This window comes from Pontibacter sp. LHS1 (assembly GCF_058932855.1).
On sequence record NZ_JBZYWF010000006.1, the window covers coordinates 177,846 to 201,863 of the forward strand.

At 49.4% G+C, this 24,018-nt stretch carries 17 protein-coding genes; 4 read left to right on the top strand and 13 right to left on the bottom strand.

From position 1 onward, the window contains the following. Window positions 1-162 precede the first annotated feature (162 nt). From AC5FXQ_RS13415 to AC5FXQ_RS13425, 3 genes are all read right to left on the bottom strand, one after another. Window positions 163-1,449, bottom strand: coding sequence for a citrate synthase (locus AC5FXQ_RS13415; protein WP_493602936.1), 1,287 nt, complete (start codon window positions 1,447-1,449; stop codon window positions 163-165). Window positions 1,450-1,654: 205 nt separating this feature from the next. Continuing rightward, window positions 1,655-1,975 (bottom strand): hypothetical protein, encoded by a 321-nt coding sequence (locus AC5FXQ_RS13420; RefSeq protein ID WP_493602937.1) that lies wholly within the window; start codon window positions 1,973-1,975, stop codon window positions 1,655-1,657. A 57-nt stretch (window positions 1,976-2,032) separates the two neighbouring features. Beyond that, complete coding sequence (locus tag AC5FXQ_RS13425; protein WP_493602938.1) at window positions 2,033-2,494, bottom strand: hypothetical protein; 462 nt, start codon at window positions 2,492-2,494, stop codon at window positions 2,033-2,035. 518 nt (window positions 2,495-3,012) lie between these two features. On the opposite strand from AC5FXQ_RS13425, the gene AC5FXQ_RS13430 reads away from it, so the two are divergent. From AC5FXQ_RS13430 to AC5FXQ_RS13440, 3 genes are all read left to right on the top strand, one after another. After that, window positions 3,013-4,941, top strand: coding sequence for a PrkA family serine protein kinase (locus tag AC5FXQ_RS13430; RefSeq protein ID WP_493602939.1), 1,929 nt, complete (start codon window positions 3,013-3,015; stop codon window positions 4,939-4,941). Window positions 4,942-5,117: 176 nt separating this feature from the next. Further along, window positions 5,118-6,383 (top strand): YeaH/YhbH family protein, encoded by a 1,266-nt coding sequence (locus tag AC5FXQ_RS13435; RefSeq protein ID WP_493602940.1) that lies wholly within the window; start codon window positions 5,118-5,120, stop codon window positions 6,381-6,383. A 293-nt stretch (window positions 6,384-6,676) separates the two neighbouring features. Further along, window positions 6,677-8,191, top strand: a complete 1,515-nt coding sequence (locus AC5FXQ_RS13440) for a SpoVR family protein (protein WP_493602941.1) — start codon at window positions 6,677-6,679, stop codon at window positions 8,189-8,191. A gap of 645 nt (window positions 8,192-8,836) precedes the next feature. Here the strand turns inward: AC5FXQ_RS13440 and AC5FXQ_RS13445 are convergent. Beyond that, window positions 8,837-10,078 carry a cysteine desulfurase-like protein gene (locus AC5FXQ_RS13445; RefSeq protein WP_493602942.1) on the bottom strand — a complete coding sequence of 414 codons (1,242 nt, stop codon included), beginning with the start codon at window positions 10,076-10,078 and terminating at the stop codon, window positions 8,837-8,839. A 35-nt stretch (window positions 10,079-10,113) separates the two neighbouring features. Beyond that, window positions 10,114-10,581: a MaoC family dehydratase gene (locus AC5FXQ_RS13450; RefSeq protein WP_493602943.1), complete on the bottom strand. Its 468-nt coding sequence runs from the start codon at window positions 10,579-10,581 to the stop codon at window positions 10,114-10,116. A 924-nt stretch (window positions 10,582-11,505) separates the two neighbouring features. Here AC5FXQ_RS13450 and AC5FXQ_RS13455 point away from each other — a divergent pair. Continuing rightward, entirely contained in the window at window positions 11,506-12,402 is an 897-nt protein-coding gene (locus AC5FXQ_RS13455) for an aldo/keto reductase (protein ID WP_493602944.1), read from the top strand. A gap of 4 nt (window positions 12,403-12,406) precedes the next feature. Here the strand turns inward: AC5FXQ_RS13455 and AC5FXQ_RS13460 are convergent, their stop codons facing one another. From AC5FXQ_RS13460 to AC5FXQ_RS13495, 8 genes are all read right to left on the bottom strand, one after another. Beyond that, window positions 12,407-13,126, bottom strand: coding sequence for a hypothetical protein (locus AC5FXQ_RS13460; RefSeq protein WP_493602945.1), 720 nt, complete (start codon window positions 13,124-13,126; stop codon window positions 12,407-12,409). 4 nt (window positions 13,127-13,130) lie between these two features. After that, window positions 13,131-14,963 carry a hypothetical protein gene (locus AC5FXQ_RS13465; RefSeq protein WP_493602946.1) on the bottom strand — a complete coding sequence of 611 codons (1,833 nt, stop codon included), beginning with the start codon at window positions 14,961-14,963 and terminating at the stop codon, window positions 13,131-13,133. 380 nt (window positions 14,964-15,343) lie between these two features. Next, window positions 15,344-15,667 (bottom strand): hypothetical protein, encoded by a 324-nt coding sequence (locus AC5FXQ_RS13470; protein WP_493602947.1) that lies wholly within the window; start codon window positions 15,665-15,667, stop codon window positions 15,344-15,346. Window positions 15,668-15,765: 98 nt separating this feature from the next. Continuing rightward, complete coding sequence (locus AC5FXQ_RS13475) at window positions 15,766-18,009, bottom strand: FUSC family protein (protein ID WP_493602948.1); 2,244 nt, start codon at window positions 18,007-18,009, stop codon at window positions 15,766-15,768. 53 nt (window positions 18,010-18,062) lie between these two features. Then, window positions 18,063-18,827 (bottom strand): hypothetical protein, encoded by a 765-nt coding sequence (locus AC5FXQ_RS13480; RefSeq protein ID WP_493602949.1) that lies wholly within the window; start codon window positions 18,825-18,827, stop codon window positions 18,063-18,065. Between the two features lie 39 nt (window positions 18,828-18,866). Beyond that, window positions 18,867-19,262, bottom strand: a complete 396-nt coding sequence (locus AC5FXQ_RS13485; protein ID WP_493602950.1) for an NUDIX hydrolase — start codon at window positions 19,260-19,262, stop codon at window positions 18,867-18,869. Between the two features lie 26 nt (window positions 19,263-19,288). After that, entirely contained in the window at window positions 19,289-22,453 is a 3,165-nt protein-coding gene (locus AC5FXQ_RS13490; protein ID WP_493602951.1) for a DEAD/DEAH box helicase, read from the bottom strand. A gap of 41 nt (window positions 22,454-22,494) precedes the next feature. After that, window positions 22,495-23,445, bottom strand: coding sequence for an HNH endonuclease (locus AC5FXQ_RS13495; RefSeq protein WP_493602952.1), 951 nt, complete (start codon window positions 23,443-23,445; stop codon window positions 22,495-22,497). Window positions 23,446-24,018 lie beyond the last annotated feature (573 nt).

Consider the following 24,018-nt stretch of genomic DNA (forward strand, 5'->3'; position numbering starts at 1 on the left):
GCTTATACCCGGGCCAGCGGCCCCACTATCGTAGACACGATCGTGGACCCGAATCTAGTCCGGGATCTGCGACTCGCGCCATAATCGCTTATTAGCATAAGCATAAAAAAACGGCCCGCTGCAAATCTGCAGCGGGCCGTTTTTTTATGAATCACAAAGAGATTATCTGTTCTCGATATCTACATAGTTACGCTCTGTTTCACCAGTGTAGATCTGACGCGGACGACCGATTGGCTCTTTCTGCTCACGCATTTCCTTCCACTGTGCGATCCAGCCTGGCAGACGGCCCAAAGCGAACATTACTGTGAACATGTCGGTAGGGATACCAAGCGCACGGTAGATGATGCCTGAGTAGAAGTCTACGTTAGGGTATAGCTTGCGCTCTACGAAATACGGATCATTCAGGGCAGCCTCTTCCAGTTCCATCGCAATGGTCAGGATCGGGTCGTTGATGCCAAGAGCTGATAATACTTCGTCAGCAGATTTCTTGATGATACGGGCACGTGGGTCGAAGTTCTTGTACACACGGTGACCGAAACCCATCAGACGGAACGGATCGTCTTTGTCCTTTGCTTTCGCAATGAACTTCTTAGAGTCGCCACCATCCGCTTTGATTTGCTCCAGCATTTCGATTACAGCCTGGTTGGCACCACCGTGCAACGGACCCCACAGGGCACTGATACCGGCAGATACAGAAGAGTACAGGCTGGCGTTGGCAGAACCTACCAGACGCACAGTAGACGTAGAGCAGTTTTGTTCGTGGTCAGCGTGCAGGATAAGCAGTTTGTTCAGCGCGTCTACTACCACCGGGTTGATCTCGTAATCTTCCGTAGGGAAGGCGAACATCATGTGCAGGAAGTTAGAGCAGTAGTCCAGCTTGTTTTTAGGATAGTTCACCGGATGACCTACAGAGTTCTTGTAAGACCAGGCAGCTATCGTAGAGATCTTCGCCATCAAGCGGATGATAGAAAGATCCATCTCCTCTTTTGTCTGGTTCGGGTTAAGTGACTCCGGATAAAAAGCAGTCAGGGAGCTGATCATAGCAGAAAGGATGCCCATAGGGTGCGCCGCAGACGGGAAGCCGTCCAGTATCTTGCGCATGTCCTCGTTCACGAGGGTGTGCATCTTGATCTTGCCGCTGAAATCATCGAGTTCCTGCTTGGTTGGCAGGGCACCGTAGATCAGCAGGTAAGCCACTTCAATGAAGTTTGACTTCTCAGCCAGTTGCTCGATCGGATAACCTCTGTAGTGCAGAATGCCCTGCTCTCCGTCCAGGAAAGTGATCGCACTCTTGGTAGCACCTGTATTTTTATAACCTGAGTCCAGGGTGATGTAGCCTGACTCCGAGCGCAAAGCAGCTATATCAATTGCTTTTTCATTCTCAGTACCAGTTACAACCGGGAACTTGTAGGACTTCCCCTCTAAAATTATTTCAGCGTGTTCTGACATGCCTGTATTTTTTATGTGTCCGTGAATTGTCTCTTATCGAAGCGAAATTATGTAAAAATGTAATTAAAATGAAATGGAATGACGGGATATATGGTAAATTAACAATGTTTTAACCCGCAGACCAGACCAACCATTGTATAAACGACAATCCGGTAAAAAGTTTGGCCCATTTGCGCGTTATCTTGCATTTCTTCGGCCAATTCCATTACCACGGACCGGAATTATCTTCCTCTTCTGATGATCCCCCAAAACCGTAGCGTGGTGTATAGGGAGTGCCGCGGCCTTCCAGGTGGTTCTGCATATCGAGGTGCAGCTTGATGCGGTCCAGTCTGATAAACTCCGCCCATAGCTCCTGGTCACTTTCTGACATCCGGTCGACCAGGTCTGCCAGTTGCAGGCCACCTGCTGCTTTCTGCAGCTCCCGGATGTAGGGGTCGGAGTCAACCATGCCCTGTATTTTTATCCTGAAATAGGTGTTCAGCTCCATATACCTAGCTTCATCCCAGCTTTCCATTTCCTGCTTCATGATCACCTTCTTTTTTGGTTTATACTCATTCCTGTGCCATATGGCTGCATGCACTTCTTAAAAGCCGTCCAGTCCCTTGTCCGGATCCGGGTCATCAGGCTGCACACCGGGCGGGTTGAACAGTCCCCAACGATCGACGGCGTAGTTCCAGGCGTCAAAGGTTTTGACCCATTCCACAAACAGCAGGCGGTACTCCTCCAGCGCTTCTTTGATCAGGTGCAGGTAGTGTATGTGCTCAAAGCCAAACATGGTCAGCGTGTTGCAGTGGTTCTGCAGGTCGCGGGCCGCCTTGCGGATCAGGGTGGCGCATTCCATCCGGATATCATACAGGTCACCACCCTCAGCACCTGCCACTTTCACGCTCAGCAGTGCGGCATCCTCCAGCATAAAAGCTTTGCTACTGGCAAGGCGGCGGTCATCATCAGGTATAAGGTCACTGATTTTTAGCGTCAAATCATAGATCTCGCGTCCCTTCTGGAAAAGCGGCATCTGGCGTGGGTTCAGGTGTTCTTCGTGCATAGGTGTCGTATTATTCTGCCATGCCCGGCCTGCAACAACAGGTATAGGGATAGACAATTTTGTACAAAATACGTATAGATGTGAAGTTATAAAATATTACCGTTTTTGAATTTAAAATGCAAGTGCGCTGTTCTGCAAATAAAGAGGGGCCGCACCTAACCACAAGGAGGTAAAATTCTTCGTATAACATAACATAGGGCACAGGGGACAGCCCATTTTGTCGCCGAGCCACTCTTCCCCTGTTCCGGGCAATGGAAAGCAGCGCCCTGCTTCATGTGTACGTGTACGCATTTCCTGCCCGCAGACCTGTGCATAAGCACATAGCCTCCTAATATCAAAGGCCTGGCCGATGCGCAGGTACCAGATATACAAACTTGCAAAGCGGCATTCTTTTAAGGGATGCAGACCATAACATACTCAAATGATGACACATTCAGCTGACAGGCAGTAAACGGGTCTTTTTCGGGGCCACTGCTTATTGCTCTCAGGTATAAAATGATTCTCTAAAAATACGCCCTATGAATATTTTAGAAAAAATCAAGACCAATTACAGTGCCTCCATGAACGAGATGACAGTAGCTGCCTATCTTGAGGAGTGCCGGAAAGACCCTAAAATGTACGCCAAGCCCGCTGAGCGTATCCTCGACGCCATCGGAGAGCCGGAGATGCTTGACACGCGCCAGGACCCTAAACTGAGCCGCATCTTCTCCAACAAAAAAATCAAGATCTACCCCGCCTTCCGCGACTTCTACGGGATGGAAAGCACCATCGAGCAGATTGTGTCGTACTTCCGCCACTCTGCGCAGGGGCTCGAGGAAAAGAAGCAGATCCTATACCTGATGGGACCGGTGGGGGGCGGTAAAAGCTCGCTGGCCGAGAAGCTGAAGCACCTCATGCAGCAGTACCCCATCTACGTGCTCAAAGCCGGTGAGCAAATCAGCCCGGTGTTTGAGAGCCCGCTCGGGTTGTTTGCCGACTATGCCGAAGAATTGGAAGAGGAATACGGTATACCTGCCCGGTACATCCCGGGCTGCATGAGTCCCTGGGCCTCCAAGCGACTGCGCGAGTTTGACGGCGACATTAACCGCTTTAAAGTAGTACGGCTTTTCCCCTCCATACAGGAACAGATCGCTATTTCCAAAACTGAGCCGGGTGACGAAAACAACCAGGATATCTCGACCCTGGTAGGTAAGGTCGACATCCGTAAGCTGGCCGAGTACCAGCAGAGCGACCCGGATGCCTACTCTTATACTGGCGGCCTGTGCCTCGCCAATCAGGGGCTGCTGGAGTTTGTGGAGATGTTCAAAGCCCCGATCAAGGTGCTCAACCCACTGCTTACCGCCACCCAGGAAAAGAACTACAAAGGTACCGAACCCATCGGCGCTATACCTTTCGACGGCATCATTCTGGCGCACTCCAACGAATCGGAATGGGCCAAATTCCTCAACGATAAAAAGAACGAAGCCTTTCTCGACCGCATTTACAAAGTGCAGGTGCCTTACTGCCTGCGCGTGAGCGAAGAGATCAAGATCTACGAAAAGCTGATCCGTGAAAGTTCTCTGAAGGAAGCGCCCTGCGCACCGAAGACGATCGAGCTGCTGGCCGAGTTCTCTGTGATGTCGCGCCTCAAGGAGCCCGAAAACTCCAGCATCTACTCTAAGATGCGGGTATACAACGGCGAGACCCTGCGCGAAACTGACCCGAACGCCAAGTCCATACAGGAGTACCGCGACGATGCCGGCATCAACGAGGGTATGCAAGGCATCTCTACCCGCTTTGCCTTCAAGATACTTTCCAAAGTATTCAACTTCGACAGCGAGGAAATTGCTGCCAACCCGGTGCATTTACTCTATGTGTTGGAGCAGGAAGTGATCAAAATGATGCTGCCGCCCGAAACGGAGAGTAAGTATTTACACCTGATCAAATCGGTGCTGGCCAGCAAGTATGCTGAGTTTATATCTGACGAAATCCAGAAGGCTTACATCGAGTCTTACAGCTCCTACGGACAGAACATCTTTGAGAAGTATGTGGTGTATGCTGACCACTGGATGCAGAACAACGACTACCGCGATCCGGACTCCGGCGAGATCTTCGACCGCAGCATTCTGAACGATGAACTGGAGAAAATCGAGAAGCCCGCAGGTATAGCCAACCCGAAAGACTTCCGCTCTGAAGTTACGAACTTCTTTCTGCGACACAAAGCAAACCACGGAGGCAAGAGTCCACGCTGGGACTCTTATGAAAAGATCAAAAACGTGATCGAGAAGAAGATCTTCACCAACACTGAGGACCTGCTGCCAGTGGTTTCCTTCAATGTGAAAACGAACGAGGAAGACGAGAAGAAGCACCGCGACTTCACCCGCCGCATGCGTGACCGCGGCTACACCGACAAGCAGATCCGCATCCTGGTAGACTGGTTCATGCGCGTACGCAAGACAATGGCATAGGAGAGTTTGGGAGTTGAAGAGTTTGGGAGTTTAGGAGTGGAATGAATAGTTTTCGAATTAATCTTCCTGTTCTAGCATTTTAACAACTAAACTCTTTGACTCTTTGACTCTTTCACTCAATTACTCCTAAACTCTTAAACTCCTAAACTCTCAAACTCCTAAACTCTCAAACTCATATGTCCCACATCATCGACAGACGGAAGAACGATAAGGGGAAGTCTACTGGTAACCGGCAGAAGTTTTTGAAGCGGGTGGAGAACCAGATCAAGAAGGCTATACCTGACATCATCTCGCAGGAGAGCATCAAGGACAGCAGTACCGGTGGTAGTGTGAAGGTGCCTGTGCGCGGACTTGAAGAACCGACTTTTCACCACGACCCTAAAACCGGTAAAAAGCAGACCGTGCGCCCCGGCAACGACAAGTATAGCGAAGGCGACCGTGTGCCCAAACCCAAAGGGGGAGGGGCCGGCTCGGGCAGCGGAAGGGGCAAGGGCTCCAACAGTCCGGAGGTAACCGAGGACGACTTTACGGTGGTGCTGTCGCGGGAGGAGTTTCTGAAGTACTTTTTTGATGACCTGGCGCTGCCCAACATGGTGAAAAAACTGATGGACAGCACCGAGAATTTTGAGATGCGACGTGCCGGTTATACCCGCGACAGCGTTCCTTCGCGACTCAACATCAAATCCAGCTACCAACAGTCGCTTGGGCGTCGACTGGCCCTCAAGGGTGTACTGGACAAGAAGTTGGCGTTGCTGGAGGAGCAGCTGTCGCTGGCGACCGACCCGGAACAGAAAGCTGCCCTCGCCGAAGAAGTGGAGAAGGTACGGCGACAGGCCAATACCCTGCCTTTTTTCGAAGACATCGACCTGCGCTACAACAATTTTGAGCGGGTGCCTATACCTGTTACTTCGGCTGTGATGTTCTGTATCATGGATGTGTCAGCCTCTATGGGGCAACATGAGAAGGACATTGCCAAACGCTTTTTCACGCTACTTTACATCTTCCTGACCCGTCAATACAAGAACGTGGAGCTGGTCTTTATCCGGCACCATACAGAGGCCAAGGAAGTGAGCGAAGATGAGTTCTTCAACTCCCGCGAGAGTGGGGGAACCGTGGTGGCGCCATCGCTCAAACTAATGGAGCAGATCAGGCGCACGCGCTACGATGATAGCTGGAACGTGTACTGCTGCCAGGCCTCTGATGGCGATGTGTGGTCGAAGCAGGATGCTACCGAGTGTAAGCGCCTCTTATTAGAGGACATTCTGCCTACTATCCAGTACATGGCCTACATCGAGATCAGCAACAATCCGCGTGAGAGCGATCTGTGGCAGGCCTACAGCCGCATCAGTGACGACGACGCCTTCTCGATCCGGCAGGTATACGAACCCTTCGAGATATGGCCTGTTTTCCAGGGGCTGTTCAGGAAGAGGAGTACTGTCTGAATCTTTGTATAGGGCCCTTACCCCAAGGATATTCAGGATTATATGATTAGCAGGATTAAATTACCTGAACCCTAAATCGATCGTATTTTGTCATTTCGACCTTAGGGAGAAATCTGGGATGCTGACAATGCTCTAAATTAATTCAGATCTCTCATTGCATTCGAGATGACATTTTAAAGTCACTGTTACGAAAGAGTAATAGCTAACGATCTCTAGTTGAGAAACAGAAACTAAGCAAATATTATGTAATATCTACAATCCTGAAAATCCTAGAATCCTGTAAATCCTGATCCATGAATGAAAAAGAGAAATACCGGGCGATGTTTTGTGATCCGAACTGGGATTATGAAACGCTGCAGGCGGCCGATGAGGTGATCAGCCGGATAGGGAAGGAGTACCTGAAGCTGAAGATATACCCGAACCAGATCGAGGTGGTAACGTCGGAGCAGATGCTGGATGCCTATGCGCTCACGGGTCTGCCTACCTCTTACCCGCACTGGAAGTTCGGCAAGGACTTCGTGCTCAACCAGAACAACTACACCAAGGGCCGCATGGGGCTCTCATACGAACTGGTAATTAACTCAAACCCCTGCATCAGCTACAACATGGAGAACAACTCCACCTGCATGATGCTGCTCGTGATCGCCCATGCCTGCCAGGGACACAATGCTTTTTTCGCGAACAACTACATGTTCCTCGACTGGACTTCGGCTGACTCTATCGTAGACTACATGGCCTTTGCGCGGGAGTATATCCTGAAGTGTGAGGAAGAGTATGGCGAGGAAGAAGTGGAGCGGGTTCTCGACGCAGCCCATGCGCTGATGAACTATGGCGTGGACAAGTATAAAAAGCCGAGTAAGATGTCGGCGCGGGATGAGAACGAGCGACTGAAGAAACTGACCGCCATCCGGCACGAAAACTACAACGAGCTCTGGCGCACCCTACCCCAGGGAGCTGACGAACCGGATGTACCTGTTTTAGACGAAGGCCGCTTCCCGAAAGAACCCGAAGAAAACATCCTGTACTTTATAGAGAAATACGCGCCCGCCATGCCACAATGGAAGCGGGAGATCGTGCGCATTGTCCGCAAAGTGTCGCAGTACTTCTATCCGCAGGGAGCTACCAAGGTCATGAACGAGGGCTTTGCCACCTTCGTGCACTACCACATCATCAACAAGATGTTCGAGGAGGGCTACCTCAACGACGGGTTCATGCTGGAGTTCATCAAGAGCCACAGCAGCGTCCTTTTTCAACCCGAATACAACAGCAAGTTCTACTCCGGCCTCAATCCCTATACCCTGGGCTTCAATATTTTCATGGACATCAAGCGCATCTGCCAGGAGCCGACCGAGGAGGACAAAGCCTGGTTCCCCGACCTGATCGGAAAAGACTGGCTGGACCAGGTGCTCTACGTGATGGAAAACTTCCGGGACGACAGTTTTATTCTGCAGTACCTCTCCCCGAAGGTGATCCGCGATATGAAGCTGTTTACGATCATCGACAACGAAGGAGAGTCGGAGTTCCAGATCGGGGCCATCCACAATGAACGCGGTTACCGACGGGTGCGGGAGCAGCTGGCGTCACAGTACGACCGCTCCAGCTACATCCCCAACATCCAGGTCACCCGCGTCGACCGCCACCAGACCAGCAAGCTATACCTGACGCATTACATGCAGAAGGATCGCAAGCTCGAGACCAAGAGCGCCCGCCAGACAATGGCGCATCTGCGCTACCTGTGGGGCTTCCCCGTAGAGCTGCACTCCAAGAATAAGCTGGGGATTAATGAGAGCTCTTTCGAAGTGAAGTAAGTTTGTTTTTGCTCACGGCTGAAGGCTAGCGAGTATATGGCGCGTGTGTCTTCGCTCTTGTCTATTATCGTGGGGCCTCTGGCCCAGTGTACCTATACCTAGCGTAGCTGCTGTATTAGTTTAACTGACTAAACTGTTCTATAGCTTCGCCTGTGCGGCGGGTACTCACTTTTTTCCTTGATGAAAAAATAGAGGGCCCCTACCCCCAGTAAGCAAAAAAAACAAGACGATTTTGAACTCGCTGAACGCTCAAACAAAAAATCGTCGTTGGTGCACCTGGCACTGCTGTCTGCTGCGTAGTTTAAGTGCAGGTTAGTCTTGCTATACCTGCCAGTATTAAATGACTGTAACACTCAGGCTTAAACCTTGCAAACAGTAGTGACGAGAGCTCCCCTCCTTGGATAAGGAGGGGCGGGGGTGGTTTGAACCGGTAATTGTTGCAGAAACTAAAGCGCTTATACCTTAAGACTTGTAGTTACCCAAAAGTCCCCCTTTGAAGGGGCAGGGGGATGACAGTAAACAACTGGTATACCTTTGCTACAACGCCTTATACCTTTCAACTGGCAATTCCAAACTTCCCCGCTGAAGCGATCTATGAGCTGTCACATTCTTCCACGATTATCACTCTTGGAATAGCTATTCCGACTACTTCTGCACCTTCATTTGAATAAACTCCCGCAACCCCTTCTCAAACAGCGCCACTTCCTCCATGGTATTATAAGGCGCCAGGCCTATGCGTACCCAGCCGCCCATAGGATTCACTCCTAGTTTTTCAGCCATGGTGGAGGCGTAGAAATGGCCGTCGGCGATGCACATGTTGTAGTGCTCCGCAAACCAGCTCGATACTTCGCGGGCTTTAATACCGGGGATCGTGAAAGCAAAGGTTGGTGTTTTGTATATGCCCTCTGCCGCACGGTATAACTTCAGCTGTGGTATTTGGCGCAGAAGACTGTCAATTCGGGCCGTCAGCTCCTGCTCGTGCTCCTCAATGCGCTGCATACCCGATGCTATTCGCTCTCTTCTGCTGTCTCCTTCGCCCAACTGCTCTATAAACGTAATCGCACCGATCAGTCCGGCAATAGCTTCGTGGTTTTGCGTGCCGGTCTCCAGCTTGTCTGGTATCTGCTGCGGGGCAGGGGCTAGTTTGTATACCTGCAGTTTCTCAAACAGCGAAGCTGCGATTACGGCTATTCCAATGTGCGGACCGAAAAACTTGTAGGCAGAACAAAACAGGATGTCGCAGCCCAGTTCCTGAAAGTCGATGGGCAGGTGTGGCACGGCATGCACGGCATCAACCACCACGATCGCGTTTACTTCCTTCGCTCTGGCAATCACCCGCCTTACATCGGTCACAGTACCCGTCACGTTCGACGACATGCCTACCGCCACCAGTTTTGTCTTCTCAGTGATCAGCTCGTCCAGCTTATCCAGGTCCAGGGTATAGGTATCTGGATTGAGTTCTATAAACCGAACCGTAGCGCCTTTGTCTTTGGCGAGTGTCACCCAGGGGTCTACGTTGGCGCGGTGGTCCATTTCAGTCACGACCACTTCGTCTTCAGTAGAAATAAAACTGCCCAGGCTGCGGGCGACGCTGAAAGCCAGTGTCGTCATGTTCTGCCCGAAAGCTACTTCCTCAGGAGCGCAGTGCAGCAGGTCTGCTACCGCCCTACGACCTTCCAGCAGCAGGTTGTCGGTGCTCACACTGGTCGGGAAGGCACCGTGCAGGTTGGCCATGCCACCCGTGATGTAGGCCATCATGCCATCGATGGCCTGCTGTGCCATTTGGGTGCCGCCAGGGCCGTCGAAATAGATGTACGGTTTTTTATCGCCTGATTCCTGTAAGGCTGGGAAGGCTGCGCGAAGCTTTTCTACTGCGAACTGACTCATAAGCTGTTTCTCTGGATGGCCTGCTGAAAGGCCGGTTAGTCATTAAAGTGATACAGGAAGGTCACGATCCCGTTATAAGCCGGTTTACGGCTGTTCTCGATCTCGAGGGTAACTTCGATCTGTGTTTTGGCGATGCCGCGCAGGTTTTTAACCGAAAGCATTTTGGCACGCAGGCGCACACGGCTGTTCACGGCTACTGCCTGGTTGAAGCGCAGACTTTCTATCTCGTAGTTCACCTGCATCTTCACATTCCCGATTTTAACGATCTGTCCCCACAGGTAAGGCAGCAGCGACACCGTGAGGTATCCGTGTGCGATGGTCGACCTGAACGGGGTTTCGATGGTAGCGCGGTTCTCGTCGAGGTGGATCCACTGGTGATCGAGGGTAGCGTCAGCGAAGTTTTTGATTTGCTCCTGCGTGATGGTGTGGTACTCCGACACCCCCAGTTCTTTCCCCTGGTAAGACTCCAGTTCTTCCAGGCTGCTGATAGTGATTTGGCTCATGTTAGGTTTAGTGTTTGTGTTGGAGGTATAAACATACGTTTTATTCTGGAAAATTAGTTGTTTCCTATATTAGAGTAAGGGGATTTATATGGTAATAATGTGTTTTTGTTATAGCCAGGTATGGCGCGAGCGTCCACGCTCGAGTCTGCTATCGTGGGGCTTCCCCGTGACTGCACCCAGGACAGACTGGCTCAGGTATACTTTACCGCAAGTTTAGCGGTAGCGTAACTTGTGGTTGTGCATGGGGCCAGTTTGTAACTGGCGTAGTAACTGCCTATCTATACCTTAACTTGTTTTCTTTCATAGTTTCGCCTGTGCGGCGGGCACTTACTTTTTTCCTTGATGAAAAAAGTAAGCAAAAAAATCAAGACGCTCCAAACTCGCTGAACGCTCTTGACAGGGGGACCCCTTCACCCCCAACAGTGGAGCGCCAAAAAGTGCACCTGGCTCAGTGATCTGTTTCATAGCTAAGGGGCAAGTTAGTCTTGCTATGCCTGCCAGTGGTCTGTGACAGTGACTACAGCGCTTATACCTGAGGGCTAGCATTAGCCGAAGCTCCCCTCCTTGGCTAAGGAGGGGCAGGGGTGGTTTGACCCGGTACAGCGAAAGGACTGCTGTAACTACTGCGGTTATACTCTTAGAGAGACAGCAGCAGAAAATCACCTCTCGAGAGCATGCTCGTTTCATTCTCCAAAAACGTGTTAAAATTAACTGTCATTCTATTAAGAAACTTGGTTGAAGGGAGGTTAAGCCTATACTAGTTGCGGGGGTAGGGGCCCTCTTAACCAAGATCCTTACATGATGACAAAAAAGTAGAATGAAACGATTCTGCTCTCAAGAGGGGGCAGGGGGATGACAATCGGGCACACCCCAACCTTCTCCCCCAAAGCACGCTATAGCTAAAATCCACATAACCCAACTACTATGAACTACAGGCAGCTCGGAAAATCAGACCTTCGCATCAGTGAAATTGCTTTCGGATGTATGTCTCTGGGCGCAGACCATGCGGCGAATACCAAACTACTGCGACAGGCGCTGGAGCAGGGGATAAACTTCTTCGACACCGCTGATCTGTACGACAAAGGGGCAAACGAAGAAACGGTCGGGAAGGCCTTTGCAGGTATACGGGATAAGGTGATCATCGCGACTAAAGTCGGTAACCAGTGGCGGGCCGATGGCAGCGGCTGGGATTGGAACCCCACGAAAAGCTATATCCTGCAGGCGGTAGAAGAAAGCCTCCGTCGCCTGCAGACTGACTATATCGACTTGTACCAACTGCATGGCGGCACCATCGACGATCCGATCGATGAAACCATCGAAGCCTTTAAGCAACTAAAGCAGCAGGGCAAGATCCGGCAGTATGGTATCTCGTCTATCCGGCCCAACGTGATACGGGAATATGTGAAGCGGGCCAATATTGCGAGCGTGATGCTGCAGTACAGTTTGCTTGATCGTCGGCCCGAGGAAGAAGTGCTGGAACTGCTGCAGTCGCAAGATATCGGCATACTGGCCCGTGGCAGTCTGGCGCAGGGACTGCTGGCCGGAAAGCCTGCCAAGCCTTACCTTGGCTACACCCTGGAGGATGTGCAGCAGGCAGCTAAAGCCATACAAGACATGGCCGGCTCGGAACGCCCGGCAGCTGAAGTGGCGGTTCGCTATACCTTGCACCACCCGGCTGTCAGTGCGGCGGTTTTGGGAATACGCACCAGTGAGCAGCTCGAAGAGGCGCTGCAGACCGGTAGGCGTGCATCCTTAACAACTGAAGAATTAAAGGCGCTGCAGCAAGCCCTGCAGGCTAACAGGTATGAGCAGCACCGCTAAGCAGCTACCGGACAATCGGAATAGAAACTGACAGGTTGATGCGCAAGCCCCCCCAGCCTGGCTGCACCGTTTTGTTGTTGCTGTTTATAACAAGCTGCTGCTTTGGCTCCCCCGGCACATGAAAGGGATAGTTCGTATCCAAAAAGTAGCCCAGTGAGAGGGTTGTCGGAAAATCCTTCAATGGATACTGCAGTCCCACAAATGGCTTTAGACCCAGGCCATAGGAGTTGAACTTATCTTCACTGCTCTCGGTCGAGCTGTTGATTTTGGTATATCCCTGCAGCTTCATGTTCGTCATCAGCATGTGCAATTCTGCTCCAGCCACATAGCGCACCTTACTTTCCTTGATCGTTTGGTGGTGATAGAACAAGCCGCCAAAGGCATTGTAATTAAGCGGGGTGTCCAACAGAAATTCACCGGAATAGTCCGAATAGGCTACCCGGCCGCCGGTAGAGCCGTGCTCTATGAAACCCCCGATGCGTGAATTCTCCCCCAGGTCAGACACTACATTGAGGCCGAACTGAGCATAGGAACCAAAGGTATCAGTTGCCTTTGCGTTCAGGCCGGTGTTGGCGATCATCACGCGCTGCAGCTCTTTCATCGATTGCATCCGGAAAGTGCCAAAGCCCAGCCGCGGCTCCAGGTATACCCTGGACTGGGCTACGGCTGCACTGGCAGTTAGCAGCAGGCACACTGCCAGCAATAAAGTTTTCAAGTGTGACATAGCCTTACAGTTTCAGATAGCGGTTGCGTGAATACAGTGTGTTGTTGTAGAGGAAAACAGGGGTCGTGTCTACTACTTCGAGTTTGTTGAGTAGCTGGCCCGTCTGGCTGTTGTAAATAAAGACCTGGTTATAATTGCTGCCATAGAGGTGGCCTGTCAGAGGATCCGTATCGGGCATGTACAGTTCCCGTTCTGTTTCAAGGGTTGACTGGAGCGTGCCATCCGTCGTGGAGTAAAAAGAGATGGTTGTCCCTTTGGTGGTGAAGAACAGCGGACTGGCCCTGTGAAAGGTGAGGGTATTCGCCTCCTGACTTGTTAGAGACAGTTTTTTCCAGTTGCCTTTAGACTGCTCTACATACACCTGATCCGAAGCGTTGATGGTTCTCCCATCCGGACTGATCGTGGAATAGCCATACGAGAGGTCAGATTCAACAGCCGTGACAACCTTTTTCTGCTCCATATCAATCACATAGGCATAATCCTTCGTGTCTTCGTAATAGTCCGCGTTGCGGGCCCGCAGAATCAGCCGGTTGGTATTGCTCACCCCATCCAGCATACTGAAATGATAGAACTCGTCCGGCAGTAGTTCGTGCATTTCATAGCTTGCCAGCGTCTGTAGCGTGAGCGGGTCCAGCCTGTGTATGGCATTGTTAATGATGCTATACAGGATTTTGCCATCCTGGGAGATCACGTCCTGCTTTTCACTTCCGATCTGCTGGTACATCACATTCCGCTCCTGCAAGACATGCCGGGTAGCGGCATCCACTATTTTGAGATAGCCTCTGTCAGTAAAATAAAGCTTTCCGGAAGCGGGCATCCCAAACAGACCTTCGACACTCAGCGGTCCCCAGGGAGCGCCTATACCTGATAAGATGGCATAGTCCACCTCGTACCTGGAACTGGACCCCGGGTATGACTTGGGGTAGGTAAACAGCGTGGCATGCAGCTCTTCACCAAAAATATTTGCAGGAGTGGTAATAACCGTATCCTTCGGGTTGGTAATGGTAAAAACTCTGTTTGAATTCAGGGTCAACTCATAATTGCCAAAATTCCGGTAGAAGGGAGTGGCGCTGATCGTGATTTCAAGCTCTCTGGCTGGGCTGACCTTGCTGCTTAGTACTTGCGGTTTCGGGTAAAAGTAAGGGATAGAATTGCTGTAGAGGTTATAATAGTAGCCGTTTACCCGCGTGACCACGTTGTAGGAAACCTGCTCTCCCAGGTAGTCGGTGTCGAACCAGGTGGTCTGGTTCGGATCGGTAATCGTGGCAGCGACCACACTAGTGAACTGGTGGCCCGGATACTGGCGCATGATCTCATACTTCTGGAAGCCGGTTCCCCTGTACTTTTTCCATTCCACCTTCAGACTGCCATCTTCGGCTTTCACGCTCGTGAGCGTAACAGGCTTTGGCGTTGTGTTATCGATGTACACCACCCATGTCCGATATACCTGAACGCCCTCGGCTCCCGCTTTGTCTGCCAGGCTTCCTGTGCCCGAGTTGCCTACCACATTCAGCTGTAGCCTGTAATAGCCGTCTTCAAAATCGGTTGTCTGCAGCTGGCGACTTCCTGTAGCTGACGTAGCCGTGCCCAGCGACCGACTCCCCAGCAAAAGCTCAACAGAATAGATGGTGCGTCCTGGAAGGGAAACGTTGAATTGCAGGTTGACCGATCCCCGCAGCATCAGGGTGTCCTGCTCCGGGAAGTTGTCTAACTGAATATCGCCTATCACTTCGACGTGAGGGTTTACCTCCTCAAAATGACTCCCCGAAGGGCTGTAGTCGCAGGCAAGAAAAAGGCACGGAATGATCCCGAGCAGCAGGCGTAAAATTTGCTTCATAGGCTGGTAGATCAATAAGCTTCAGCTAGGTATAGAAAGATGCAAATATACAGGTTGTCTGCTGTTTACAGGTATAAATCAAGATAATTATATACCTGTTGTTATCGTAAAAGAAATGGAACCGCCTTATGCCTGACCGCTACGTTGCGAAACAAAAAAGCAGCAACCGCTATGGCTGCTGCTTTTCAATAGGCTGTATGCTATACCTGCCAATTGGGGCAGGGCATATACGCTAATCGTAGCTTTTCTTTTTCTTCTCGAGTTTCGCCGCCTGCTTTTCCTTTGGAGTTTTGGCTGGCTTTTTCTTTACGTCCTTTTTTGCGTCTTGTGACTTTGCCATAGGTATAGGGTTAAGGTATAGTTAAAGGTACGTTATTTTTCTATTCAAAGTGCACCTCCAGCTCATCTTCTGCCAGACCGAAGGCAATGCCCCGCATCAGGATCTGGGCGTTGGGGTGGGAGAGGTCCTGCAGGTCCTGCTCTATCTCCCGGATGCTGACGCCCTGCGTGTCGCCTCCAAATATGCGGATGCGCAGCGTCTGAACAACAAAATCGTCTTCTTCACTTTCATCCCCGGCATCCGCCTGTAGCTGCAGTTCCATTTCCTGCAAACGCCCGATCAGGGTGTCGCGGTCTATTTCCCGGTCCAGGAACTGGCCAAACAACTGCCGGGCCATAGGGGAGTAGTGAGGTTGATGGGGCATGGGTGCTAAGCTGTTTATTTTATTTAAACGCAAGATAGGGGAAATGTGCCTGAATTGCCGCCTCTGTCTGCGAAAGAGCACCGGGCAGTTCGTGAAACTCAGGCCAGTCCCTCTACCGCATCCTTCAGGTTGCCGGAAATGGTGTGCAGCCACTTCAGCTGATCCGAGATCAGGCGGGCCTCTTTCAGGTTCTTGAGAAAGCCGGGGGCGATGGGCTTGTATGTGGCGCCGGCCAGCTCTTGCGTTCGTATGGCTACCAGTTCGTTATACCTGCCCTCCAGGTGGTCGTAGGCCTCCACCAGCTCATTTTTCATCACTTCTTCTGCCTCTGCCTCCTCTTGCAGGGTCTGCAGGGCCTGTGCCAGGTTGGCGTCTATCGATTTGATGATCAGGTGCAGGTCTTCCGAGGCAGCCTCTGTTTTATTGTCCCGGATAAAGGTGCCGAGCGCAGCCGCAGCCGCCAGGAAGGTATGGTTCAGGCCGACAATCTCGTAGATCTCCATCAGTTTCAGCTGCGCAGACTTCGGCTCCTGGCTCATCCGCTGGAAAGCCGCGTTCAGGTTGCCCATCTGCAGAAAGGCTTCTTTTCTGGCGAGCTTGTAGGCCGTGGTGTTCTGCGACTTGTGCTGACTATACCTATCAATCTCGGCCAGGTAGCTGCGGTTGGCGTGCAGGGCCTTTACAATGTTGCTCTTTATGCTCAGCGACTCCCACGTAGGCCACAGAAAGGAGATCGCCACGATGGCAATGGCAGCTCCTGTCAGGGTATCGATCACCCGGAACTGGATCGCGTCGAAGGCATCCGGGGTGATGAGGGCGTAGATAAAGATGATGCCGGTGGTCACGAAAATAGAGGAGGTGCGGTAGTTGCGCTGGATAAAAGCAAAGGAGAGGATCAGCGATATCAAGGCCAGCACACTATAGAGGTATACGTTCTGCACCAGGAGCACCACTAGTCCCGCGATCACAGCACCCAGCAAAGTGCCGTAAAGCCTGTGCTTCGACCGCTCTTTGGTCAGGGTATAGCCGGGCCTCAGGATCACCACGATCGTGAGCAGGATCCAGTAAGCGTTCTGAATCGGGAAGATGATGCCCAGCAGATAGCCTAATAACATCGCGATCGTCAACCGGCCGGCGTGCTTAAAGATGGGCGACTCCGGGGAGAAGTTATCCCGCAGGATCCGGACATCATAATCCTGCTGGGTGATAAACTGGCGGCTCTCCCGGCTTTGCAGGCCAATGCTCTGCTGCTCTCCCAGGTCCAGGTATACCCGCTCGATGGAGGTGATCTTTTGCAACAACTTTTCCTCGTAGTCCAGCAGGTTGTGCAGCAGGAGCGCGCCCTCCCGGGCCTGGGGCAGTTTCAGTTCTTCCACGTACTGCCGGATGCTGTCATTGCACTTTTCCAGCAGGGGCTCCAGGTTATTTTCGACCGAAAGTGCTCGTCCCTGCTGCATGCTGTCGGCCAGGTTGTCCAGCTTGGCAGACAATTCAAAAACCAGCTTAATGAAGGGCAGCAGTATCCTGACCGAGTGGCCGAACAGGGCTCTGGCACGCTCGTAATTGGCCGGGTTGGCAAGCGATAATTCCAGGATGTCGATCAGCTCGATAAAGATCAGGAGCTGCTTGCGGTGGTAGTTGGAGGTACCCGAGCTTTGTCTTTCGTGCAGGAGCACTTCGCGCAGGGCCTCGTGCGTCTCGTTCAGTTTCACCTGCAGGTTGTACAGCTCCTTCTGCAGCGCCTCCTGGTCCGGGCTCTCCGTCGTCAGCTTGCCACGCAGCTGTATGTAACGGGCAGTCTGCCGCAGACAGGTAATGATCAGGTTTTCAGCCTGTCGCCTTTGCAGCAACGAATGGAAGACAAGTGAAAGCAGCAGGGCCCACAGGCCGCCGGCGCCCAGCAGCAAGCCGTGAATAAAAATGTCGGCGCCCGTATGCGCATGCACAAAGCTCAGCACAATGGCCATCAGGCCCGCAAAAGATACCAGCGAAGCCCGGAAGCCATAGACGGAAATAAAGGAGATGGCGAACACCAGCACCGCCAGCACCGGAAGCAGCAGGTACAGACTACCCGAAGCCAGGCCAATGGCAATACTGGCGGTCATGGCAATGGCAGCCGAAACGAGAATGCCGACGGTTTTATGCTTCCGGCTGCCCGGCACATCGCTTCCCGAAGCCAGGACAACGCCCATGGCGACGCTCAGAAAGTAGGGCACCTGCTCCAGCCATAGCCCCAGCGAAACAGGCACAGCGGCACCAAAGGTGATCACCAGCGCCTTTACAAAGTCGGTACTCCTGAAAAATTGTCTCAGCTCCTGCAGCATACCGCAAATGTACGGCAAGTGCGGGTGGGAAGCTGTGTCGGGAGGGGGTTAAAATGAGTTACTGTATTAAATCACCGCTGAAGGTTGGGCGTGATTTGGTATTTGCTTAGTTGTTTCTGCCAGAAAGGGGAGAGTGAGTTGAAATCCATTTCGCTGAATATACCTTCGGCTAACACCTGGTTGTTTTGTACTACCCGGTAGCGTACCGGAAAAATGAGCTTATCAGAAACTTTAATGAAGTCATACTCATCCCCGAATCGTTTGTAGTCGCCAGTTTCAGGATCAGGCGTAGAAGAAGTGATTACCTCACCTTTTTGGTTCACAAACAGGTCAAGACGCATGTCAGGTGATTGGCTGTTGTGTACACGCATAACGTCGAGCTGCAGGCCTTTGTAAGGGTAGGTGCCCAGGTAGGTATAGCGCGCCTCCGGGGAGTTGAGCAGGTATAGGAAATGGAAAAAGACGGATCGTCGGAGCGCATCGTGGATCGTCTTGTTTTCCTGTTCCGATAGAGTAGGCTGGCTGATTGCCGTGCTCACCGTTGTTGTGTCTGCCCCACCCACATCCAGTCGCATGATCTGCGGTTGACGCAGGTGCACATACCAGTGCTGGATCGTCCGGAGCGTATCCTCCCCCCGGTAAGCCTCCCGCGTGAGGGTATAGGTCATGAAATCTATCTCCCGCAGTGCTTTGCGTCCCCCCAGGGCTTTGATCATACGGGCCTTCACTGCAGCAGCCTTGCGCTCAGCTGTTTTCGGGTGAGCCGGGCTCTGGGCAAGCAAATGGGGAGCGGAAAGGAAAAAATAAAGGACTATGACAGCCAGCAGCTCTTTCATAGAGTTAAATGGATGATGTTTTAAACGAGCCTTTTACTGTTAAAGAAGCTTCCGTTCTTTTAGCCAGTCGAAGATGATCTGGTCAACGGGCGACACAGCCTCTCTGTCCTGATAGGTCAGCCACACTACTTCCTCAATTTCATTGGCTGCAGTGATGGTGCCGGTGTAGGAGCCGGTATAGCAGGTCATTTTCACCTGTACCCCATCGGGGTGGCTGTCGGCCTGCGCCTGAAATATCCCCAGGAATTGGGTACTGTCCTCAATCAGGGAAATGCTGAGCTCTTCGTTTATTTCCCGCGACAACGCCTCGAAGTCGCTCTCGCCCGGCTCCCTTTTCCCGCCGGGAAAATAGTACTTGGTTCTGCCCTTGCTGCGGGTACTTAGTATTTTGCCATCCTGGATTTCGATCCAGGCTAGTTTGTCGATTAGCTTCAATCCTGTGATGTTTGTTTAAATTATTATTACCCCACTGCCATTTTAGCCGCTCCCTTCCACAAGAAAGCAGGCATTGGCTCATGTAACTCCCAGTTTATACTCATTGGTTTAGAACCCTTATGTGACACATAATTTACAGGACCTAAGAAGTAATAAGGACTTGTGAAACCATATGCGTCTTTCTTCTCCTCCCGCACAAACAACAGAAGGCGCTTCTCGTTTTCCTGGTGCCTAATGTAGGAAATGCCTACAGGACTCTCAGGTGCTGTTTTGTTTTGTGACTGCCAATGGAATATTTTTTCGTTAATGGCATAGTCTTCATACTGTGTACTTGGTGAGAAGTCCTTGTCTGATTTATTGAGTGTAACGAGCAGGAGTTCAGTATTAAGAGCTGGTATATTGATCACGCCTTCCTGTGAAGGAAATGCCCTTTCGGGAGTTGTTTTACCAAAAGCACATAATATTTCATCTCTTGAATAACGAGCATGTAATTCTAATGCAAGTGGATAATCTAATGTAACTGCTTTAGTAGTATGATCGAGTTTGGTTCTTAAATAGGAGATGATTTCATTCAATTCTTCTTTAAGAACAGGATAATTTCCAATTACCCGTAGTCCTTCTTTAATATTTGTAAAGCCATACTCTCCAATTCCTTTTTGCCAAATATCATAGTAAAGCATAAGTGCGAACTGACTGTCAAGCCCATTAGTATCAGTGTAATCAAAATCATGCTCAATAAGACTGGCAATAAACTGTAAATAAGAAGTGGAGTCAATTTGTACAACTCGCTTTAAACCTTTCTCTATTTGGGTATGATATCCACCTCTCTCATAATTTAGAATTCCTGCATCTCTTTTTAATTCAGACCAAGTGGTTGTACTGTAGATGGTGCGGATGTCCAATTGGTGGTACTGTAGAAAGTTAGCAAGTGTCAGTTCCTGATGTGCATGATGCCTAAAGTTGGCAACTTCACGTCGTAGTCTGCGGAGGTTAAAGACCGCATTTCTAATATTCTCTAAAATATACTCCTTTGCCTGCTTTTCCATCCTAATATTGCAGCCTGGAGGAAGGTGTGGGAAGTTATTTTCAACTTCTTTCTGAATGTTAAATCTAGATTTGCCGGCCAATGCTCTAAATTTATCGGCAAAGTTATAGTTAACATGCGCTTGGCTAACAAAATCCAAAACCGTTAAGCATTCTTTACCTTCTGAAATTCTAAGACCACGGCCCAACTGCTGTAGGAACACTGTTAAGCTTTCAGTAGGTCTTAAAAATAAAACGGTGTCAATTTCAGGTATATCTACACCTTCGTTGAATATGTCAACGACGAATACAAAGTTGATCTCGCCTTTTATTAGTCGCTGCCGAATGGTTGCTCTTTCTGTATCATTTCCGTTTCCACTGACTAGAGAAACGGCTCTGTAGCCTGCTGCATTAAACGCATCGCTCATAAATTGAGCATGAGCCTTTGAGCTACAGAAGCCGAGGGTTTTCGATTCAAATGGATCAGTCAGGTAATGCTCTACGGCATCTAGAATCAAAGCCGCTCTTTGCTTGGTTGAGAGTACTGCTGTCAGGTCAGTGGTGTTATATCTGCCAGCCTCCCACCTCACATTTTTAAGGTTTACGCTCTTTTCATCAGAGATACAAAAGTACTGGAAAGGACTGAGCAGCTTTAAAGTCAGCGCATCTGCTAGCCTTATTTCAGCTGCTATTTTATTATTAAAATCGGGGAGCAGACTTCTGCCATCCATTCGCTCCGGTGTTGCTGTAAGACCTAAAAGTATCTTTGGCTCGAACAAGTCGAAGATAGTTCTATAGGTTTCAGCTTGACTGTGATGTGCTTCGTCTATTATTATAAAATCGTAATAGTCTTTCGAGAGCCTTTCTTGAAAGAGTTCTTTCTGTGAGTTGAAGGTTTGAATAGAGACAAAGAGATGTTTTAAATCCCCATCCTGAGGGCTGTAATTGCCGACCCATAATTGGCCGAAGTCATTAAATCCGGCTCCGAGAACTGCTCTAAAAGAAGCTATGGCCTGTTCTAAAATTTCCTTCCTGTGCGCTATGAAAAGTAGGTTTGCCTTGCCCTTTTGTGCTAGGAAAAATCGTTGATAATCGAAAGCTGAGATAATGGTTTTACCTGTTCCTGTAGCAGCAACAACAAGGTTTCTGTAATTGTCATAAATCTCCCGCTCTACTTTAAGCTTTTCGAGCACTTCCTTCTGAAATGGGAAGGGATTAATTTTAAAGTAATCAGTTAAGGAAACGACATTGTCCCGCTGCTTTTCGTGTTGTATTGCTTCTTTAAATTTCGCTATACCGCCGATAGCTAGATCTTCAAAATCAATGCTGTTCCAGTAATGATCGAAAGTGGCTTTAGCCTTTTCTATAATGTGAGGATTCTCCTGACTTGTTACTCTTAGGTTCCATTCAAGGCCTTTGGTTAAAGCAGATTTTGAAAGGTTAGAAGAGCCTATGAATGCAGTATTAAAGTCTGTATTTCTCTCAAAAATGTAGGCTTTTGCATGCAAACGCTCTATTTTAGTCTGGTAAGATATCTTTATATGTGTGTTAGGAAGTTTAGATAAGAAGTCCAACGCTCTTGCCTCAGTAGCACCCATGTAAGAAGTAGTGATTATGCGCAGTTCGGCACCTTCACGAGAAGTAAACTCTTTTAAGGCTCGCTCAAAGATGCGCAGGCCAGACCATCTAATAAAAGAGACAATCCAATAGATCTTATCTGCAGATAAAATATCTCTTTCTATTTCTGTGTCTATCGAAATATCAGAATTACTTCCGGTAAATAGGTTACTAACAGTTAAACCTGTTTGTGGGATTTTGCGGTTTAAGTCGTCTATTAGCTGCTTATCTGTTTTACCAATTTTAGACAATACAGCAGTCAGTATTTGTCCTTCGTGATAGATCAAGCTATTACTTGCCTCCAGGTTTATTCTTTCATCTATAAACTGAATGATCTCATTACAAAATTGCACCTGTTTCTTTAAGTCATCCTTCTTTAGCTCCCGAAGTGCTAGCTGAATCAAACTGATCATGTATTCAGAGAGAATCTGAGCAGCTTCTTCTTTATCTATTTCGGACTGAGCGATAAAGAATTTTTCTGTAGATAAAGCGTCAATTTTGTCTTTTAGAGCAGTTGTGATAAGCTGTTCGTAAATACCTTCTTTGAGCATTTGTTGGGGATTATGCTGAATAGGGAAACCTGTACTTCAATTTAGTTTTTAAACACATAATCCCGATGCCAAGCAAGGTTTGAGGCATTGGGGTAGTGCTTTTCTCCGAATGGCAATGTTAATGGCTTACCTCTGAGATGTAAAAGTGCATAGCTATTTGACAAGTCCTCTGCAATCGCATTAGATACCAGCACTTTCAGATTTCCATCGACTGAGATAAGACCGCGATCAAAGGCACGGTGAAGGTTAGGGCAGAGCGCCAAACCATTGTTGATCTTATCATCCTTGCTGAGGCTGAATGGTACAATATGACAAGCATCAATCATAGAAAACCCGTGATTAGAAACTAATCGCATACCTGTAATACAACAGGTATGGTTGTATACCTGAGGTACAAGTTTTTTGAACATCCCTCCCCGTATAAAAGCTTCTTCTTCGTCTGTATCGTTCACTGCCAAGGTATAGCCAGCAGGACTTTCATTAAGAAGATAGCTTTGCAAGTTCTGAATGTACCCGCCTTGTTTTGTGTTTAGATACTCCGCTTTTGTAGAGGGGAAATAATGATCAAGTATGGCAGTTTTTAAAATATCGCGAGACGCTGAGTTTAGAAGTAGTAGATAGAGGTCTTCAGCAAAACAACCGAAGTCCACAATCTCGCTGAGGGTATGGATGCTTTTGATGTGCATTTGGAGTGGGGAGCCTAGCTTTGTTTTAACATGCCAAAATCCTTCCGTTGCCAGGTGGTAAAACGGCAAAGAGAAGTCAGATGTATGGGCTGTTCTGACCAGTAGTGCAAATGTCTCCTTAAACCTCGCTACCAGTTCAGGTGAAATGTATACCTTGTTCTCTGATAGTTCAGCCTTCTCAAAAAGCTCAATAAATGTAAGCAACAGCACAGGTTTGTGTGGTGCCCTTCCATATTTAGTCACGCCTTGGCGCAGCTTAATGAATTTCTTAAGGTATATAGTTAAGGTTGAGGAATCCGCTTTCATTATGAAAATTTATGCATGAGAATCAGTGCATTAAATTAATGCTGATAACATCTGCCATTAGAATTAGTGGTCATACGCTTACACCTGGCTCCAGCCTTCGTTATACCTGAACATTGAACACTGCCTGTTGAACTAGAGTTAGATGATGCGCTTCTTGTTTGATTAGATGTATTGCTCTGAAAAGTATTAGAAGAAGTAGCAGGAGAGCTACCAGTTGAAGGTCTACAAACACTACATGGAGTTAGTCCCTCTGACTTTGCTTGAGCAACCGTTGTCTCAAAAGAGCTTTTTAAGTACCTGCAAGACTGAACATGGTACTTTTCCCCTGTTCTTGTTTTATAGACCGTTTGTGCCTGACTTGCTACTGTGATAAGTAGGAGTACGAAGAGAAGTAAATGCCTTTTCATAGTGAGCAGTGCTTTTTGATAGCAGCATTATATATGGTAAATGTAATATTATTTACTAAAAAGTGCCTGAATTCTATGTTTTACTTTAAAGAAAGCTCTCTTCCAAAGCCCTCTAAATTTCCAATCTGACTGCCACTGCCTTTCATATCTACCACCCCCAAAAACA